19 protein-coding genes are annotated in these 18,689 nt (G+C 32.2%); 5 read left to right on the plus strand and 14 right to left on the minus strand.

The features are described 5' to 3' along the window. Window positions 1-8: 8 nt before the first annotated feature. The 3 genes from ACI5KZ_RS13465 to ACI5KZ_RS13475 form a co-directional block, all read right to left on the minus strand. Entirely contained in the window at window positions 9-3,203 is a 3,195-nt protein-coding gene (locus tag ACI5KZ_RS13465) for an efflux RND transporter permease subunit (protein WP_406847913.1), read from the minus strand. A gap of 141 nt (window positions 3,204-3,344) precedes the next feature. Beyond that, a complete protein-coding gene (locus ACI5KZ_RS13470; protein WP_406847914.1) occupies window positions 3,345-4,424 on the minus strand; it encodes an efflux RND transporter periplasmic adaptor subunit in 1,080 nt (359 codons plus the stop codon). Between the two features lie 49 nt (window positions 4,425-4,473). After that, window positions 4,474-5,787, minus strand: a complete 1,314-nt coding sequence (locus tag ACI5KZ_RS13475) for a TolC family protein (RefSeq protein ID WP_406847915.1) — start codon at window positions 5,785-5,787, stop codon at window positions 4,474-4,476. Window positions 5,788-6,012: 225 nt separating this feature from the next. On the opposite strand from ACI5KZ_RS13475, the gene ACI5KZ_RS13480 reads away from it, so the two are divergent. Further along, window positions 6,013-7,011, plus strand: a complete 999-nt coding sequence (locus tag ACI5KZ_RS13480; protein ID WP_406847916.1) for a metal-dependent hydrolase — start codon at window positions 6,013-6,015, stop codon at window positions 7,009-7,011. 53 nt (window positions 7,012-7,064) lie between these two features. Here the strand turns inward: ACI5KZ_RS13480 and ACI5KZ_RS13485 are convergent, their stop codons facing one another. From ACI5KZ_RS13485 to ACI5KZ_RS13520, 8 genes are all read right to left on the minus strand, one after another. Then, window positions 7,065-7,217 (minus strand): hypothetical protein, encoded by a 153-nt coding sequence (locus tag ACI5KZ_RS13485; protein WP_406847917.1) that lies wholly within the window; start codon window positions 7,215-7,217, stop codon window positions 7,065-7,067. A 216-nt stretch (window positions 7,218-7,433) separates the two neighbouring features. Beyond that, window positions 7,434-7,730, minus strand: a complete 297-nt coding sequence (gene trxA / locus ACI5KZ_RS13490; protein WP_109308015.1) for a thioredoxin — start codon at window positions 7,728-7,730, stop codon at window positions 7,434-7,436. A 1-nt stretch (window position 7,731) separates the two neighbouring features. Next, entirely contained in the window at window positions 7,732-8,253 is a 522-nt protein-coding gene (locus ACI5KZ_RS13495) for a DUF3365 domain-containing protein (RefSeq protein WP_406847918.1), read from the minus strand. An 81-nt stretch (window positions 8,254-8,334) separates the two neighbouring features. After that, complete coding sequence (locus ACI5KZ_RS13500) at window positions 8,335-8,601, minus strand: heavy-metal-associated domain-containing protein (protein WP_406847919.1); 267 nt, start codon at window positions 8,599-8,601, stop codon at window positions 8,335-8,337. Further along, the gene (locus ACI5KZ_RS13505) at window positions 8,598-8,972 is read right to left on the minus strand and encodes a rhodanese-like domain-containing protein (RefSeq protein ID WP_109308012.1); all 375 of its coding nucleotides are present in this window, start codon (window positions 8,970-8,972) and stop codon (window positions 8,598-8,600) included. The genes ACI5KZ_RS13500 and ACI5KZ_RS13505 overlap by 4 nt, the downstream gene beginning before the upstream one ends. Window positions 8,973-9,098: 126 nt before the next feature. Continuing rightward, a complete protein-coding gene (locus ACI5KZ_RS13510) occupies window positions 9,099-10,514 on the minus strand; it encodes a rhodanese-like domain-containing protein (RefSeq protein WP_109308011.1) in 1,416 nt (471 codons plus the stop codon). A 74-nt stretch (window positions 10,515-10,588) separates the two neighbouring features. After that, complete coding sequence (locus tag ACI5KZ_RS13515) at window positions 10,589-11,389, minus strand: sulfite exporter TauE/SafE family protein (protein WP_109308010.1); 801 nt, start codon at window positions 11,387-11,389, stop codon at window positions 10,589-10,591. Between the two features lie 23 nt (window positions 11,390-11,412). After that, window positions 11,413-12,045, minus strand: a complete 633-nt coding sequence (locus ACI5KZ_RS13520) for a Crp/Fnr family transcriptional regulator (protein ID WP_406847920.1) — start codon at window positions 12,043-12,045, stop codon at window positions 11,413-11,415. Window positions 12,046-12,225: 180 nt separating this feature from the next. Here ACI5KZ_RS13520 and ACI5KZ_RS13525 point away from each other — a divergent pair, with 180 nt between their 5' ends. Further along, window positions 12,226-12,597 (plus strand): hypothetical protein, encoded by a 372-nt coding sequence (locus tag ACI5KZ_RS13525; RefSeq protein ID WP_109308008.1) that lies wholly within the window; start codon window positions 12,226-12,228, stop codon window positions 12,595-12,597. A 65-nt stretch (window positions 12,598-12,662) separates the two neighbouring features. Here ACI5KZ_RS13525 and ccsA read toward each other — a convergent pair whose 3' ends face one another. The 3 genes from ccsA to ACI5KZ_RS13540 all read right to left on the minus strand — a co-directional run bounded on the left by ccsA (window position 12,663) and on the right by ACI5KZ_RS13540 (window position 16,641). After that, a complete protein-coding gene (ccsA, locus tag ACI5KZ_RS13530; RefSeq protein WP_109308007.1) occupies window positions 12,663-15,854 on the minus strand; it encodes a cytochrome c biogenesis protein in 3,192 nt (1,063 codons plus the stop codon). 76 nt (window positions 15,855-15,930) lie between these two features. Further along, window positions 15,931-16,338, minus strand: a complete 408-nt coding sequence (locus tag ACI5KZ_RS13535; protein WP_406847921.1) for a group III truncated hemoglobin — start codon at window positions 16,336-16,338, stop codon at window positions 15,931-15,933. Between the two features lie 9 nt (window positions 16,339-16,347). Continuing rightward, window positions 16,348-16,641 carry a hypothetical protein gene (locus ACI5KZ_RS13540; protein ID WP_109308005.1) on the minus strand — a complete coding sequence of 98 codons (294 nt, stop codon included), beginning with the start codon at window positions 16,639-16,641 and terminating at the stop codon, window positions 16,348-16,350. A 75-nt stretch (window positions 16,642-16,716) separates the two neighbouring features. On the opposite strand from ACI5KZ_RS13540, the gene ACI5KZ_RS13545 reads away from it, so the two are divergent. Genes ACI5KZ_RS13545 through ACI5KZ_RS13555 form a run of 3 tightly spaced genes read left to right on the plus strand, consistent with a single transcriptional unit; the run spans window position 16,717 to window position 18,602 of the window. Then, a complete protein-coding gene (locus ACI5KZ_RS13545; protein ID WP_109308004.1) occupies window positions 16,717-17,304 on the plus strand; it encodes a Crp/Fnr family transcriptional regulator in 588 nt (195 codons plus the stop codon). 19 nt (window positions 17,305-17,323) lie between these two features. Beyond that, window positions 17,324-18,082, plus strand: a complete 759-nt coding sequence (locus ACI5KZ_RS13550) for a Rossmann-like and DUF2520 domain-containing protein (protein WP_109308003.1) — start codon at window positions 17,324-17,326, stop codon at window positions 18,080-18,082. After that, the gene (locus ACI5KZ_RS13555; protein WP_109308002.1) at window positions 18,072-18,602 is read left to right on the plus strand and encodes an HAD family hydrolase; all 531 of its coding nucleotides are present in this window, start codon (window positions 18,072-18,074) and stop codon (window positions 18,600-18,602) included. The genes ACI5KZ_RS13550 and ACI5KZ_RS13555 overlap by 11 nt, the downstream gene beginning before the upstream one ends. Window positions 18,603-18,689: the final 87 nt, after the last annotated feature.

Consider the following 18,689-nt stretch of genomic DNA (forward strand, 5'->3'; position numbering starts at 1 on the left):
TCTTAGTTTTATTTAAAATTCTTTTTTTCAATCATATAATACACAAGTGGCACAACCAACAAGGTTAATACGGTTGAAACAATTGTCCCCCCCATTAAAGAGATGGCTAATCCTTGGAAAATTGGATCAAACAAAATAACAAAGGCTCCAATAACAACTGTTCCTGCTGTTAATAAAATTGGTGTTGTTCTAACGGCTCCAGCTTCGATGGCTGCTTCCTTAAGTGGCACACCCTCGGCTGTTTGCAGGTTTATAAAGTCAATCAATAAGACGGAATTTCTCACCATAATTCCAGCTAAAGCAATCATTCCAATAAAAGACGTTGCTGTAAAGAAGGCTCCCATAATCCAGTGCCCCAGAATAATTCCTATTAAGGATAATGGTATGGCAACCATCATAACAATTGGTGCTTTAAAGTTTTGGAACCAACCTACTATTAAGATGTAGATTAGTATAATCGCGCCTAAAAAGGCAATTCCTAAATCTCTAAACACTTCCAGTGTAATTTGCCATTCTCCATCCCATTTAACGGTATAAACATCTTCAAAATCAGGTTGACCTAAATACATTTCGTTCATTTCATAACCTTCTGGCAATGGAATTTCTTTTAATTTATCTTCCATTCCTAAAATAGCATAAGCAGGGCTTTCTAGGTCCCCAGCCATATCTGCTAAGACGTAAACAACTCGTTTTTGATTTTTTCTATAAATACTTTTAGCACTTGTAGTTTCGCTAATAGTAACCAAATCTGCAATTGGAACCATGTTCCCTTGTTTTGATGTTACTTTTAATTGTGAAATATCTGAGATAGTTGATTTCTCCTTTTCATCTAAAGCCAATACCAAACCAACTTGACTGCTAGCATTTTCATCATATAAGGTGGTTATGGCTCTATTGGACAAGGCCATATTCATAGTATATGCTATTTGCTGTGGCGCCACACCATAAAGCATCGCTTTTTCTTTGTTGATTTCGAATTGATATTCTGTTTGGTCATCTTCAACCATCCAATCTATATCTACTACATCTTCTGTATTGTGTAAAATGTTTTGAATATGATCAGCAATCTTTATTTGCTCGTTATAGTCAGGCCCATAAACTTCTGCAACTATAGTTGACAATACTGGAGGTCCTGGTGGTACTTCAACCAATTTCACATTGGCATGGTATTTTGAAGCTATCCTTTGAATATCTGGACGCAACAATTTAGCAATGTCATGACTTTGAGCTGAACGTTCTCCTTTCCCAATTAAATTAACCTGAATATCTGCCATATTAGAACCTCCACGTAAGTCGTAATGACGTACCAAACCATTAAAGGTTATTGGAGCTGAAGTCCCAACATAATTTTGATAATTTACCACTTCTGGTCTTGTTGATAAATACTGTGAAATCTCCTGAGCTACAACACCTGTGCGCTCTAAAGTAGTGCCTTCTGGCATGTCTATAACTACTTGAAATTCGTTCTTATTATCAAAAGGCAACATTTTTACAGCAACCGATTTGGTGAAAAACAAGACCATAGTAGCCATAAGCAAGACGAAAGTACCTACTAAAAATAACCATCGTTTCTTACTATTTTCAAGTAATGGACGTTCAAATTTGTTATATACTTTATAAATAAAAGTTTCTTCTAATGGCTTATCTTCTTTTTTTGGTTGTCCTTTTTTATCTTTTTCTCTTAAGAAAATAAACCCTAAATAAGGTGTAATTGTCAAGGCTACAAATAAAGATAGAATCATAGCAATAGACGCTCCAATTGGCATTGGCGCCATATATGGTCCCATTAAACCAGACACGAAAGCCATAGGCAATACCGAAGCAATTACAGTAAACGTAGCTAAAATAGTTGGATTCCCAACTTCATTAATGGCATATAAAGCAGCTTGTTTAAAAGGCAAACGTTTCATTTTAAAATGCCTATGCATGTTTTCGGCAATAATAATCGAGTCATCGACGACTATTCCTGTTACAAATACTAAAGCGAAAAGTGTGATTCGGTTTAGTGTATAATCCATCATATAGTAGCTTAACAAGGTCAAGGCAAAGGTAATTGGAACAGATAAAAACACGACCAATCCACCACGCCAACCCATAGCTATCATCACCACAAGTGTTACAGCGAAGATTGAACCTATAAGGTGCCATAAGAGTTCTGAAACTTTATCTGAAGCCGTTTCACCATAGTTTCTAGTAACTTCCACATGAACATCATCTGGAATTAAAGTAGTACGTAAATGTTCTACCTTATCTAAGATGATTTCAGAAATTTTCATGGCATCTGCACCTTTTCTTTTTGCAACAGAAATGGTTACTGCTGGATATTCCGATTTATAATCTGAAGATTTTACACTGCCTTTACCAAATCCTAAACTCACATAATTTTGTGGTACTTCAGGCCCATCAATAATTTTTGCTACTTGCTTTAAATAAATTGGCTGATTTTGTTGCACGCCAACTACTAGGTTTTCAACATCTGTAACGGTTGCCAAAAACTTTCCAGTGTTTACAAGGAATTCTGTATCGTTACTATCAAAACTTCCTGAACTTAATTGGCTGTTATTAGCTTTAATCATTTCAGAAACAGATAAGAAATCTAGTCCAGAAGCAGCTAATTTATTTTTATCCAATACCACACGCAATTGACGGTCTCTACCTCCAATTTTATGTGTCATGGACACATCATTCACTTTTTTAATTTCGTTTTCTAACTCTTCAGCCATTTGGCTTAGTTGAAAATCGTCGTAGTTTTCACTCCACAAAGTTAACCCCAACATAGGAACATCGTCAATAGCACGTGTTTTCACTAATGGAAAAGTAACTCCTTGGGGCATTTGATCCATGTGCTTGTTAATCTCGTTGTAAAGTTTTACATAAGAGCGCTCAATATCTTCACCTACATAAAACTGAACAATGATCATACCTTGCTCCTTCATGGAGGTAGAATAAACATATTCCACACCCTTAATATTAGAGATTAGTTTCTCTAAAGGCTTGATAACTCGAGACTCCACCTCTGTAGGACTAGCTCCTGGATACCCAACAAAAATATCTGCCATTGGCACATCAATTTGCGGCTCTTCTTCTCGTGGAATTAAAAACGAACTGTATACGCCAACAACCATAAATACAATCATTAAAAGCACCGTAAGCTTAGACTGTATAAAGATTTTTGCAATTTTCCCTGCGATTCCTTCTTTCATTTGAGTTTTTTATTTTTTGGCGTTTTAACAGGCTATCCACTATATCTTTTTACTTGTTCTCGACACAAATTTGCTTAGGCAGCAAATTCACTCGAACTGACGTAAAAAGGATGCCGCTTCTATCCTTAACGCGACTTTTAGTTATTGAATTGAAATTTTAGCCCCATTAAACAATTTGCCTTCAGCTGAAACGATATACCCTTCATCTGCTGATAAACCTGATAATACTTCCACTTGATCTCCATAAGTCCTACCTAATCTTAACCAACGCAATAAAGCTGTATTGCTTTGACTTACCGTGTAAACTCCGGACAATTGACCATTTGTAACAAGTACTTCTGTTGGAATTAAAACCATATCAAAATTTGATTTTTTCTCAACTGGAAACTGAACCGTTACAAACATGCCTGACAAAATATTAGCTTCCGTTTTATCCAAAGCTATTTTTACCAAATATTGTCCTCCGGTGTTTTTGGCCGAAGTACTCACTTCTGTTAATTTTCCTTTTAATGTTTTGTTGATGGATTTTACTAAAACGGCTACTTCAATATTATTTTCTATTTCAGAAATTTCTGTTTCTGGAACCATGGCCATCACTTCAAAATCCCCTGGAGCTTCGACTGAAATCAATGGTTGTCCTGGATTTGCCATGTCGCCTTCTCTTACTGTTTTTGAAGTTACAACACCGGCAAATGGTGCTGTAATATTTGAATAAGCAAATTGAGCATTCACTTCGTTTTTCATTTGTTTGGCTGCTTCTAAACGGGCTTTTGCCATTTCGAAATTGGTAGCAATATCATCTAGTTCTTTTTGTGAAGCACTATTATCTGCATACAAACTTTGAAAACGGTTATAGTCTTTCTGTGCGTTATTAAAAGCTGCAGTGGCTTCTATAATTCCTGCCTCAATTTGTGCTCTTTTGGCTTGTAAATCAGTATTATTGATGGATACCAATAATTGGCCTTTGTTTACTTTATCTCCAACATTAACATGTACTTTGGTAACATAGCCCATCATTCTAGTGCTTAAATCTGCACTATTAACCGATTGTATTTTACCACTAACAGCTAAAAATGGGCTATTATTTGCTTCAGTTACTTGATGCACTTGCACTTTTATGGCTGGCGAACTATCTCCTGTTGCTTTTTTATCTTCGTTCCCACAGCTCACCATAAAAAATGCTGCTACTATAATTATTACTTTGTAAGTATATTTTTTCATTGATTTAATATTTTTATACCCCCTGAATTGGGAATCGTTGGTTTGTTATTTAGTTTTTAGTCAGAAAATACAAATAGGACTGCGCATAATTATATTCGAAAATAGTTTGATAATATTCCAATTGTTTTTGTGAATATTGAGTTTCAGCCAACAACAAATCGGTTGTTTTCTCTAAACCTTCTTCATATCTATTCGTTCTTATTCTAAAAGATTCTTCTGATTGTTCCAGAGCTAACTTTGTTAAATTCAGTCTATTTTCAGCATCTGTTAACATGCGTTTGGCCTTGTTCAATTCTAATTGATTTTGAGACACATATTGTTCGTATTTCAGCTTCGATTTCTCGAATTCTGCTTTACTTTTTTGTGCTTTTCCAAAACGTTTGGTTCCTTCTAAAATGGTCCAACTTAATTGCGCTCCAAATATATAGCCGCTAGCATCACCTTGAAAAATTTGATTGTCGTAAAGCTCATAACTTCCAAAAGCATTTAAACGTGGTAAAAACGCCATATTATCTGCTTTACTCATAGTTTCATATGCATTAGAGGCTAATTTCATAGCTTTAATATCTGAGCGATTTTCTGAAATGGTTTCAGAATTTATGATATTAAAATGTCCTATTTGCAAACTATCAGACGGTTTGTAAATAACATCGCTAGTTTCGTTCATTAAAAATGATAAGTAATTAGAAGCATTTTCTACATTACTTTTTGCTGTTTGCAACTGATTTTTAACTTCGCTAACACGAACATCTATAGATAACACATCAGCTCTTTGAAGGTATCCTTGTTTAAATCTGTTTTCTGTTATTTTTTTACTTTCAATTGCAGTTACTAAAGCTTTTTCTAGTACATCGACTCCTTTATAAGCTAGTTGCAATTGCATATAAGCCTTTTCAACTTCAAAAGCATAATAATCTGAAGTACGTTCAATTTTTAAGGCATGTGCTTCCATTTTAGACTTTGCAGCTTTACGCTGATACAGACCATCCATGTTAATTAATGGTTGTTGAATTTCTATTCGTGTGGCAAAATTTTCTACTTGTCCCGGATTGTTTAACAGGTTTGGATTAAAATCTGATGCTGTTAAAATTTCCTGATTTAATTTAGAACCAAAAGCCATTAGAGGATTTGTTGTAGCCATTCCTGTATGAGAGGCTGTAATATTTGGTAAAAACACCCCATTAGTTTGTCTAAAATCAGCCTTAGCTTCTAAGTATTCTTGTTCAGAAATTTTAATCGATCTGTTTTCTTCCGAAACCTTTGTCAATACTTCAGCTTTAGTTATTGGCAACACTTGTTGTGCTTGCATGACAACTGATGCTATAATAAAAATAAAGCTGAATATGTATATCTGTTTTTTCATTTATCACATTGTTTGTTACAGCAAATTTAAGTTTATTAAAGCTGATGGAAAGTAACATAGGTTACCAAAGAAAAATCACTAACAGTAAGCTTTTCATTATTTTCCTGATAGGTTTATACTAATAAAATCATTAATTCTTTTAATCTAAATTCAAAGCTTTTCACTTTTTTAGTTCCTTATAAATGTCTTAGTTTGTACCTAATCAAAAATCTGCTTTAAGTAATCATGGATTCATTAACACAAATTGTTTTAGGTGCTGCCATTGGAGAAGCTGTTCTTGGAAGAAAAGTTGGCAATAAAGCCATGCTTTATGGTGCTATTGCAGGTACCATTCCAGATTTAGATGTTTTTTCCTCCTATTTTACAGATACGGTTTCTGCATTAGAAATACATAGAGGTTTTACACATTCTATATTTTTTTCTATATGCTTTGCCCCTCTTTTTGGCTGGATAGTTTCCAAATACGAAAGATTTAAAGACATCAAAGGTTGGTCTTGGTTGTTTTTCTGGGCTTTTATTACCCATCCTATTTTAGATGCACATACCACATGGGGAACACAATTGTTTTGGCCCATAGACTACCCAATTGCCTTTAAAACCATTTTTGTTATAGATCCCCTTTACACCTTACCCTTTTTAGTATTTTTAATTTTAGCTGCATGTCAAAAACGTGATGCTCCAAAAAGACGATACTATAACAATTTGGGTTTAATAATTAGTAGTAGTTATCTTCTATTAACTTTTGGTTTAAAAGGAATGGCTTATAGTCAGTTTAAAAAAGAATTAGAATCACAGCAAATTGCATACACAAAATTAGAAACAAAACCTTCACCGTTAAATACCGTATTATGGTCTGCGAATGTTGATACCAAAGACCATTACCTTATCGGTTATTATTCGTTTTTTGACGAAAAACCCATTCACTTTGAAGCTTACCCAAAAAATCATGAACTTTTAGGGGGTTTAATTCTTGAGAAAAAGGTGAAACGAATGATTCATATCTCTCAAGGTTGGTATAGTATTTCAAAAAAAGAAGAACAAATATTTTTCAACGATTTACGCTTTGGCTTGTTAAGTTTAAAGCCAGGTGCGCAAAATTTTGTTTTTCAATATGAAATAAAAACCGATGCCTCAGGAGAAGTAACTTTTACTGAAACGGTTAAAAATCGAGAGGATGCCAAACAGCTTTTAAGTGATCTTTGGAAAAGAATAAAAGGAAATTAAAACATTAAACTATCGGGTTAAACCAGATAACGGACTATAGGTGTCATTAAAAATTACAGCTCCTCTTCTTCTGTTTTATCTTCTTTTTTACCACTCATCATAAAATTAATAAGAATGGCAACTAGAGTTACACATACTAGAGCGAAAATAGCAATCATAATAACGCCATTATTCCAATTGTACAAAGCAAGATTTTGAGTAATCATAATCGAGGAGTTTAGTTGTTTATAATTAATAGTAAAAATATCTGAAATAAGTCTTATTAAATATGACTTTAGTCAGTAAATATACTATACTTTTTAAAATAGTAACAAAAAGGCATTTTTAGAAATAAAAATGCCTTTTCAAACCAACCAAAAATCACTGACTAATAATTTGTCAGTTTACTGTGAGAATCAATTTATCGGTTCGTGCATCTGCATCTACTTATGATTCTTTATTATTTTTATTAAATCTTCCTTTTGTACCAATCCAGATTGTCTCCACAATTGTTTACTCTCTTTAAATAAAATTAAAGTAGGCACGCCTCTTACTTGATATTTTGCAGCTAAAGATTGGTTTTTATCCACATCAATTTTTATAATTGAAACGGCTTCGCCTAAATTATCTTTAACCTCTTTTAAAATGGGAGACATCATTTTACAAGGTCCACACCATTCTGCGTAAAAATCAATTAAAACTGGTTTATCTTGATTTATTATTTCTGAAAATTGACTCATATTATTCCTTTTTAAAATTTATACGCCAAATCCCTCTTACTTCATTGTCGTTATAACCAATGGCTAGATCTTTTGGATAAAGCGCACGTATCGTTTTATATGCTTCTTCATCTAATTCTTTATATGGTGAACCATGGCATTGTAAACACATAACATTAGTAGTAATTGGATAATAGACATTAACCTCTGTTTCGTTTTCTTCTATAAAGGGTTTTGGTTCTAGATTATTTGCAACCTCCTTTTTAAAACTCGCTATATACTCTAATTCTTTTGAACTCGCTTGATTGGCTGGGTTTCTAGGCTTATCGGAAACACGTTTAATTTGAGTATTATAAACTATAGACATACTATCTGTTAAAGGATAAGCTTGCACGTTACAAAACTCTACAGCTGCATTTACTCCTTTTTCTTTAATGGTTCCCATGAGGTTTTTACCAAGTACTGCTTTGGTTGCAAAGGCATACTCCATTCCAAGTTCTTTGTAGTTAACTGTTTGCATCTCTACAGAAGTACTCTCTGTCATTGAATCCTTTTTTTTCTCAGTTTGATTGCAACCTTGTAAAAAGAACAAACTGCTAATTAAAAAAACAAATAGTTTCATAGTTTATGCTAATTTACCTGCGGCGCAATTAATAAACGATTTTGTTTTAGACAGCATCGTGTTTTCTTCTTCCACAGAAGGATAACCAATATTTTTTAATTTTTCTTTTACTAAAAGGGCATTATTTTCATCTATAAAATCAAAAGAGATTTTACTTTCTTCTATATCTACTTTTATATCTGAAATATTCTTTATTTCTGATAGTTTAGTTGTGATGCTGTTTGCACAGCCTCCACATTTTAAATTTTGAACTATTACTGATGTTCTCATTCGTCTTTTTTATTATAATTTAAAAATCCTCCTTCTAGATCGTATAACGTTTTAAAACCCATTTCTGATAGTTTTAGAGCAGATTGCTTGCTTCTAAAGCCACTTCTACAGTAGAGGTATACAGGTTTTTCTTTGTCTAATTTATTAAATTCATCTACAAATTTTTCAGAATAGAAATCAATATTTAAAGCATCTTCAATATGACCTTCTTCAAATTCTTTTGGAGTTCTTACATCTATAAGTTGAACGTCTTTGTTTTCAATCTGAGATTTAAACTCAGTTAAATTTAATAGAACAATATTATCTTTTTCTTGTGCTTTTACGTTGTAAACAGAAGTTATAAGCAACAAGACAATGAGTATATGTTTCATTCTGACTTTTAGTATTTGTAAAGTATAAAATTACATGGTTTAAATCATTTTATTAGTAACATAAGTTACACAAAAAAAGAGCGACTTTTGTGTCGCTCTTTAAAAATATTTAAATATAAATGTTTCTTACTTTAAAGTAGTTGGACAAACAAAATCTGTAGTTGGAATATCTGTTTTTTTAATAGCTCCATAACCTCCAGCAACATCTACCAAATTATGAATGCCTCTACTTTTTAAAATTGAAGCCGCTATAACCGATCTGTATCCACCAGCACAATGCACATAAAATGTTTTGTCTTCTGGGAACTCTGCTAAATGACTGTTTAAAAAATCTAAAGGTGTAAAATGAGCGTTTTCTACATGTTCAGCTTTAAATTCACCTTCTTTTCTAACATCGAAAACCACATCTTTAATATTTTGATATTGGTTTTCAAATGTTTCAGCTGAAATAGATTCTATTGTATCGACTTCAAATCCTTCGTTTTTCCAAGCTTCAAAACTTCCTTTTAAGTAGCCTATTACATTATCAAAACCAACTCTTGAAAGCCTAGTAATAACTTCATCTTCTCTACCTTCGGGAGCAACAATTAAAATTGGCTGCTTAACATCTACAATTAAAGCGCCAACCCAAGGCGCAAATCCACCATCGATACCTATAAAAATAGAACGAGGAATATGACCTTTTATAAAATCTTTTTGATGACGCACATCTAAAACAATAGCCTCGGTTTCATTTGCTGCAGTTTCAAATTCTTCAGGCGATAATGGTTTTTGGGATTTTCGCATCACTTCATCAAAACTCTCATAGCCTTGAATGTTCATCATCACATTTTGAGGAAAATAACCAGGAGGCGCACTTAAACCATCCAATAGTTCAGAAATAAACTCTTCCTTTGTCATATCTGCTCGAAGTGCGTAATTAACTTGCTTTTGATGTCCAAGTGTATCTGTAGTTTCTTTACTCATGTTTTTTCCACATGCTGAACCTGCTCCATGATTTGGATACACAATTAAATCGTCTCCAAGAGGCATGATTTTATTTCTTAAAGAATCGAATAAATAACCAGCAAGTTTTTCTTGGGTTAAATCGGATGCCATTTTTTGAGCTAAATCTGGTCTTCCAACATCTCCAATAAACAAAGTATCGCCTGTTACTATTCCATGTTCTTTACCGTTCTCGTCAATTAGTAAATAAGTAGTACTTTCCATAGTGTGTCCAGGTGTATGGATAGCCTTTATTTTGTAATTTCCAACATTAAATACCTGACCATCTTCTGCAATAACAGCTTCGTAAGATGGGTTGGCCGTTGGTCCAAATACGATATCTGCACCAGTTTTTTTCTTTAAATCTAAATGTCCACTCACAAAATCTGCATGAAAATGCGTTTCAAAAATATATTTAATTTTCGCATCATCAAGTTTTGCTCTTTTGATATAGGGTTGCACTTCTCTTAATGGATCGATAATAGCTGCCTCTCCATTACTTTCTATATAATATGCTGCATGTGCCAAACAGCCTGTATAAATCTGTTCTATTTTCATTTTATTCTATTATTTATCAACTATGCAAAAATAGTTATGTTATTCTTTTTTATAGTAACTTTAGTTACAATTTATTAAGTTGTAAGTTCTTTATAAAGAATAAAAAATCCCATAATAAGAACAAACCAACCAAATCCTTTTTTTAGCTTTTTGCCTTCAATAAAATTTGAAAGATAGCTACCTGTAAAAATCCCTATAACCGAAATAGCTGTAAATTTTAATAAAAACAGCCAATCTATATCTAAATGCCCAAAATCTCCTGTGAATCCGATTAAGGAATTAATGGCAATAATTAACAACGAAGTTCCTACGGCTTTTTTCATTGGCAGATCTGCTAATAAAATTAATGCAGGGATGATAATAAAACCTCCTCCAGCTCCAACCAAACCAGTAAAAAGCCCAATTAGGATTGCTTGAAAAAATATCAAAACATAATTCAGTTCTTTTGGGACTTGAATTTTATTTGAAACTGTTTTTTCAGTCAACATGGTTTTTGCAGCAAAAAGCATGATGATGGCAAAAAGCATCATAATTGCAATATTCTTTGTAAATATAAAATCATTAATTACAAATAAATTTTCTGGTATTGCTGGCAAAATAAAACGTCTAGTAAGATACACCACTGTAAAAGCAGGAATAGAAAAAATAACAGCTACTTTAAAATTTACTTGCTGCTTTTGAATATTTTTTAAAGCTCCAAAGGCTGAAGAAGTACCTACAACAAAAAGTGAATATGCCGTTGCTGTAATTGGATTTAAAAAAAATAAGTAAACCAAAATAGGAACAGTAAGGATTGAACCACCTCCACCAATTAATCCAAGTACTACACCAATTAATAATGCTCCAAAATACCCAAGAATAGAAGTTATCTCCATATATTATAATTCCAAATTATATTTTAAAGATCTAAAAGTGTAATTCGGTTTCTATTAATCTTTATTTTATTATTTCTCTCGAGTGCTTTTAAAATTCTAGATATAACAACTCTAGAAGTGTGCATATCGTTAGCAATAAGTTGATGGGTAACTTGAATCTCATCATTTTGATTTACCATGGCTTTATCCCTTAAATATTTTAGAAGTCGTTCGTCCATTTTTAGAAAGGCTATGGTATCTATAGCTTCAAGTAGTTCAGACATTCTTTCATGATAACTTTGAAGTATAAAATTTTGCCAACTCTTATAGGTACTCATCCATAAACTCATAAACTCCACAGGTATCATAATAAGTGATGCATTAGTTTCAGCAACAGCTCTTATTTCGCTCTTTTTTTGTCCCATACAGCAAGATAATGTCATAGCACATGTATCGCCTCTTTCAATAAAGTATAAAATTAACTCATCGCCATTTTCGTCTTCTCGTAATATTTTAACGGCGCCACTTACTAATAGTGGCATAGATTTAATATAATCGCCTATCTCAATTAGCTTGGTTCCTTCAGAAATTTCTTTAAAAACACCTACTCTATTTATTTCTTGAAGCAGCTCTTCTTCAAATAAGTAACCATAATTATCTTTTAATGTTTCTATCATTTATAGTCTTTAAAGCATGTAATTTACAAAATTACATTTTAAGAATTAAAATGGATTAGATATGTATCAAATTATAAAATTAGTTAATCGAAAAGGGTAACTCATTGAAAATGAATAATCAAAAATTGATTTAACAGGATATTAACCAAATATCTCATTAAATTGTTATATATTTATGGCATGATAGCTCAAGACAAATTAGAAAATCAAGTATTCTTAAAAGAATCGTTAACGTATTTAGAGAACCTAGGTTTTGATAACATTAAAGCAGATGCTGAAGGTTATGAAACACCTAAATCTTACCTAAAAAAAGGAAGTGACATATCTATAACACCAGATATCGTTGCCGAAAAAGGTGGAAGAAAGCACTATTTTGAAATTGGATTAAAATCTGAAGAACCAAAATTATTAAAATCTAAATGGCGATTTCTAGACGTATTAACTAGAATGAAAGACGATAGATTTAAAATTATTACACGACGTGGACATTATAAATTTACTCAGGACATGTTGGATGATTTAAATTTAGATAAAAGCCCAATAAAGCTTTAAAAACAATATTAATTTAAACAAAAAAAGACTGCTAATAGCAGTCTTTTTTTGTTTAGTCTATTAGGTTATTTTTTATAAAACTTAGCATACTTTCTATAGGCTAGTAACCCTAAAACACCAACGATTCCAAAAGCAATAGCTATAAATTTAACACTAACTATTTGGTCTCCACTGGCATAACTATGTAATCCTGCTAAGTAAAAATTAACTCCAAAATATGTCATCATAATACTTGAGAAAGCAATAATGGATGCTAAGTTAAAACCAAATCGTCCACGTAGTCCAGGAACTAATCTCATATGGATAACAAATGCATAAATCATAATACTAATCAAAGCCCAAGTTTCTTTAGGATCCCAACCCCAATATCTACCCCAACTTTCATTAGCCCACATACCACCAAGGAAGTTACCAATAGTAAGCATGACTAATCCAACAGTTAAAGCCATTTCGTTGATAATGGTCAACTCCTGGATATTAAGTTGCATTTTAGCTTTATTCTCTTTATTGGTAAAAATCATTAATAACAACGATACAATGCCCAAAATCATTCCTAGCGTAAATGGCCCATAACTAGCCACAATTACAGAAACATGAATCATTAACCAGTAACTATCTAAAACAGGCTGTAGATTAGCAATAGCTGGATCCATCCAGTTCCAATGTGCAACCATTAAAATCATAGAGGTTACAAAAGCTGTTGCAGCAATGGTTAAATCGCTTTTTCGTCCAAAAATCAAACCAAAGAGCATGGTTGCCCAAGCAACATATATCATAGATTCGTATGCATCACTCCAAGGTGCATGTCCAGAAATATACCAACGTGCTATTAGTCCTAAAGTGTGCATTAAAAAGAAAGCAAGTATGATAATTTTAAAAACATTAACCGAAATACTTAGAGCTTTACTTCTCTCTTTAAAAATCTGAACAATTAAGATAATGAATAAAAATGCAGCAGCATACATATACCAGCTATATAGATTTTTAAAAATATCGTATCTGTTATAAAGTATTTCAGCATTAATTTTTTTATCTGAAAGCATTACAGATGTTCCAAACTTGTGTTGTGTTTTACTAAAAGACTCCAGTAATTCGTTAGCTTTTGTATAGTCTCCAGATTGTTTTGCTGCATTTAAGGTTATTAAATAAGCACTAAACCCGTTATTTATAAAATTGCCATAAAGGGAGTCTTTAATTTGTTCTCTATAATTATCTCTTCTAAACTCAACAGAAGAAATCCATTTATTATTATCGTCTTCAGGAATAGGGAATATTCTTAAAGCATACCCTTCAATAGTATTGTATAACAAATTGACACGTTGATCTGTTTCTTTAAATTCTTTTTGGAAACCATTAGGGATTTGAGCTTTGTACGCTTCCTCTAAATATGGCGCTAATTTATACGATCCGTTTTCAGTGAAAAAGTTCACTAATGACACATATTTTTCATCCTTTCCAACTCCAATTATTTTTCGAAGAGAATCAGCTTTTTGAGGTTTTAAATAGATAATTGGCACATTATACCAAAGCAGTGGACTTTCTTGAATAGAAAGAAATACTTGATTGGCATCGAAATCTTCATAGGTATCATGTTTACTTAACTTACGAAGCATTTCGGAAGCATAAGTGTTTACAGGCATCATACGTCCACCAATATCTTGAATCACTAAATGTCCAAATTTATCGGCATGTGCTTTTGGTGTTATATTAACTTTTAAAACTGAATCTATTTGTGTTTTACTTGGCCTTCCAATATCATGACCAGCACTTTGAGAATGACCTTGAGAATATCCTTGAACTCCAAGACATAAGAATATGATTAATAGTGCTTTTTCTTTTTTCTTTTTTACTTTATTTAGCATGCGTTTTAAATCAGCAAAACGGGTGTTTTTATCAAAAATAATAGCAAGCATTCCAAAGTACAGTAAGAAATAACCAATATAAGTTACCCACGTTCCCCAGAAATCATGATTAACGGAGAGTTTTGTTCCTTTTTCATCAGGATCGAAACCGGCTTGAAAAAATCGATACCCTCCATGATCTAGAATGTTATTCATAAAAATACGATAGTTATAATCACCTTCTTTTTCGTCTATAATAGTCACTTCACTCGCATAGGCTGAATAACTCTTTTCAGTACCTGGATATTTATCAGCTATAAAATCGTTTAATTTGATACTAAAAGGTAGATCGATAACTTTCGAACCGTATTTAACAGCGATGTCTAAACCTCCAATTTTCACTTGCTCAAAAGGCTTACTATACCCTTGTCCTCCTAGAAGTTTCACACGTTTTGTTTCGCCTTTAGAAGTAACTTTTAAAACCATTCCATTTTCATCTCCTCTTAAAAGTTGCGATTTTTTTACAATATCAAACGTTCCTTTTATAACAGGTTTTGGAAAAACCATTTGCATATTACCAATAACATATCTGGAACGCAAAATAAGAGGCTGTAACGAATCTTTTATTACTTTCCCTGTGGCTCCCGTTGCCATGGTCATGTATTCCCCTTCAAATGGCGACTGTATAGTTATACCTTCTTCGTTTGAAGTAATATTTACAGCGCCATCTACAAACTTATTTAATGAAAATAAGACATTATGGATGCTCTGTGTTTTACCAGCTTCTAAGAAATGATTATGAGGTCCTGCGCCATCAGCTTCCACTATTTTTAAATATTCTTTTCCAGTGTCATCTGGGACAATATCTTTTTCAGCTCCACCAATAAATTTTTCAAGCTCGAAAGTGACTTCTTGGTTATTGTAATCTGTAGATAAATAAAAACTGTTTTCAAGTCTTGGAGAGAAATCTACTTCTTCTTCTATTATCTTTCTTTGGGCTTGTCCGTTTACTATATAATCTCCATCTATATAAGCTGTAATATAAGTTTTATGAGATAAAATAGATGATTCCGTTTCTCCTTCACGAATAGCCATCATGCCTTCAAAACTAATATACCTAGTAATTCCAGCTCCTATAATAATTAAGATAAAAGCTAAATGCAGAATTAATGTAGCCCATTTTTCTTTACGCCATAATCTAAATTTAGAAATGTTTCCTATAAAATTTATCATAAACACTACCATGATGGCTTCAAACCACCAAGTGTTGTAAATTAAATTCCTGGTATAAGGGGTTGGAGATGTGTCTTGTCCAGCATCCATAAAGGTTCCTATTGCCATTGAAGCAGCAAAAACAAGAAATAAAATGGAAGTTAATCTGGTAGAAAAAAGAATTTTAGCGAGTTTATTTTGCATGATATAGAGACTCTTAAATTTGGTCGTGCAAATTTAAGGTATTTAGTTTATTTTGTCGTGTTAAAAAAGCGAAACTTTATTGTTTATTCTGTCTTTCTTGAAAAATATTTAAAAACAAAAATGTACTCATTTTTCGAGCTTTTTGTTTTGCTTTTGAAGCATATTCGCCTTCAAAAAGTTCATCAATGGTTTCAAACCAAAGGTTTAACCAACTTCCAAAGTGCTCTTGTGTAATTCCATTATTATTTTCTTGATCTACTTGCACATGGACTGCTAATGGATTTCCATAATATTTATGTTCTAATTTTCTAGTAATAAATAAACTGGTTTCCCAGAAAGTAGTTAACCTATCTATATGTGCAGGCCAATCTTTAATGACACGATTAAAAAAAGGACCCAAAAATGCATCCTTTCTAATTTTAGCATAAAACGCTGAAACCAATAAATAAACATCTTCTCGTGTTTCTAAATCTTTTTTATGCATAGTCTATTTTTAAGATAACTGAATAACATTAATTACTATTAAAGCTATATTTACTATTAATGTGGCTATAAGCATGTTAAAAACCAGTTTACTTTTTAATTGAGCAAAAATAACCGCATTATAACCCATAGAAAATATAACACACAAAGTTAGTTGAATAAAATTAAATGAGTCTGCAGTACTATTCATTAAAATATACATGGCAGCAATAGAACCAATACAACTTTGCAAAATAATAGTTAATGGGATATACAAGATGTAGTTATCTCTAAAATCGTTTAGAGATTTATGATAGAAATTCATTTTTTAGTGATTTAAATTCTTCATACAAAATTCTATATTTTATCTTTGTTATTTTATGATTCAAATCATACAAATATGATTCCATCTACCATTCTTGAAACCTATCATCCTAATTTGAAAACCTTTTCAAAAGATGCCATTATTTTTAATGAAACCGAAATGCCAAGGTATTATTATCAGTTAAAGTCAGGGAAAGTAAAAATGTTTAATTTAACAGAAAACGGCAAGGTGTTTACCCAAGGTTTTTTTGAAAAAAACACGTCTTTTGGAGAACCACCTCTATTTGGGTCTTTTCCATATCCAGCTAGTGCTATGTGTCTTGAAGATTGCGAAGTATATGTTCTTGAGAAAAAAGTGTTTTTAAACTTACTTAAAGCTCATCCAGATGTTCATTTAAAATTTACAAAACTCCTTTGTAACAGAATGCTTTATAAGGCAAAAATCATGAAGGAACTATCGATACATCCACCAGAACATCGAATTTTAACCTTATTACATCATTTAAAAGATTCTGCAAATACCGAAGGTTTATTTGAAGTAAAATTAACGCGTCAGCAAATTTCAGATCTAACAGGACTACGTGTCGAAACAGTTATTAGAGCTATTAAACAATTAGAAAAAACTAAAAAATTAATACTTAAACAACGCAAAGTTTATATTTAAATATCCTTAATTTAGACACATGATTTCAGTAAGCATCATTGGCGCAGGAAATGTAGCTAATCACCTCTTAAAAGTGTTTGATAAAACAGAAGCCGTTTCTGTAAAACAATGGTACAGTAGAGATATTAGTAAAATAAGCTCTTTTAAGAATAAAGTTTCAATTACAGATAATTTGTTGGAGTTAAAAGAAGCCGACATCTATATTATTGCTGTTAGCGACGATGCTATTGCAACGGTTTCTAAAGCTTTACCATTTGAAAACCGTTTAGTGGTTCATACTTCTGGAAGTGTTAGTATTTACGATTTAGACAAAAAAAACAAACGAGGTGTTTTTTACCCACTTCAAACGTTTTCTAAAGACGCTAAAGTAGATTTTAAAAACATTCCTATATGTATTGAAACCATTGGTAAAAAGAATTATCCACTTCTCAAATCGTTAGCTGAAGCAATAAGCAATAAAGTATATAAAATAAATCCTGATCAACGGAAAACGCTTCATTTAGCTGCTGTTTTTGTGAATAATTTTACCAATCAATTGTATCGTGTAGCTCATGAAATAACAGAATCAGAAGGTGTAGAATTTGATATATTAAAACCGTTAATTTTAGAAACAGCCAAGAAAGTACAAAATTTGTCTCCTTATATGGCACAAACAGGTCCTGCAAAACGCAACGATAAAAAAACCATTAAAAAGCATTTAAAACAGTTAGAAAATGAACATCATAAGGACATTTATAACCTGCTTACCAATTCAATAAAAAAAACACATGGAAGATAAAAGCTATAAAGAATATCTAGAACATATTACTACCTTAATTTTTGATGTCGATGGTGTCTTAACAGATGGCACTATAACCGTTACAACCACTGGAGAGATGTTAAGAACCATGAATATTAAAGATGGTTATGCCTTGAAAACTGCCCTTGATAAAGGATTTAATGTTTGTATTATTTCTGGTGGAACAAACGAAGGAGTTAGAAAAAGGTTAGAAGGTTTAGGATTAACAGATATATATCTTGGCGCACACAATAAAATAGAACAACTAAACGACTATTTAAACAAACATCAAATAGAGGTTAAAAACGTGTTGTATATGGGAGATGATATTCCAGATTATCCTGTTATGACATTGGTTGGTTTACCATGTTGTCCTCAAGATGCAGTCCAAGAAATTAAAGCAATTTCTAAATATGTGTCTCATAAAAATGGCGGAAAAGGAGCTGTGAGAGATGTCATTGAACAGGTTTTAAAAGTACAAGGAAAATGGCATGGTAACTTTGATGCTAAATACGATTAATTTAAGCGTAGGTTCGCTTTGCTCTTTATAACAAAATAACTTCTAACATTTGAACATTTTAAATCTTATTCGCTGGAAAAATCTATT

Origin of the sequence: Xanthomarina sp. GH4-25, assembly GCF_045363175.1 — a bacterium.
GTDB lineage: Bacteria > Bacteroidota > Bacteroidia > Flavobacteriales > Flavobacteriaceae > Xanthomarina.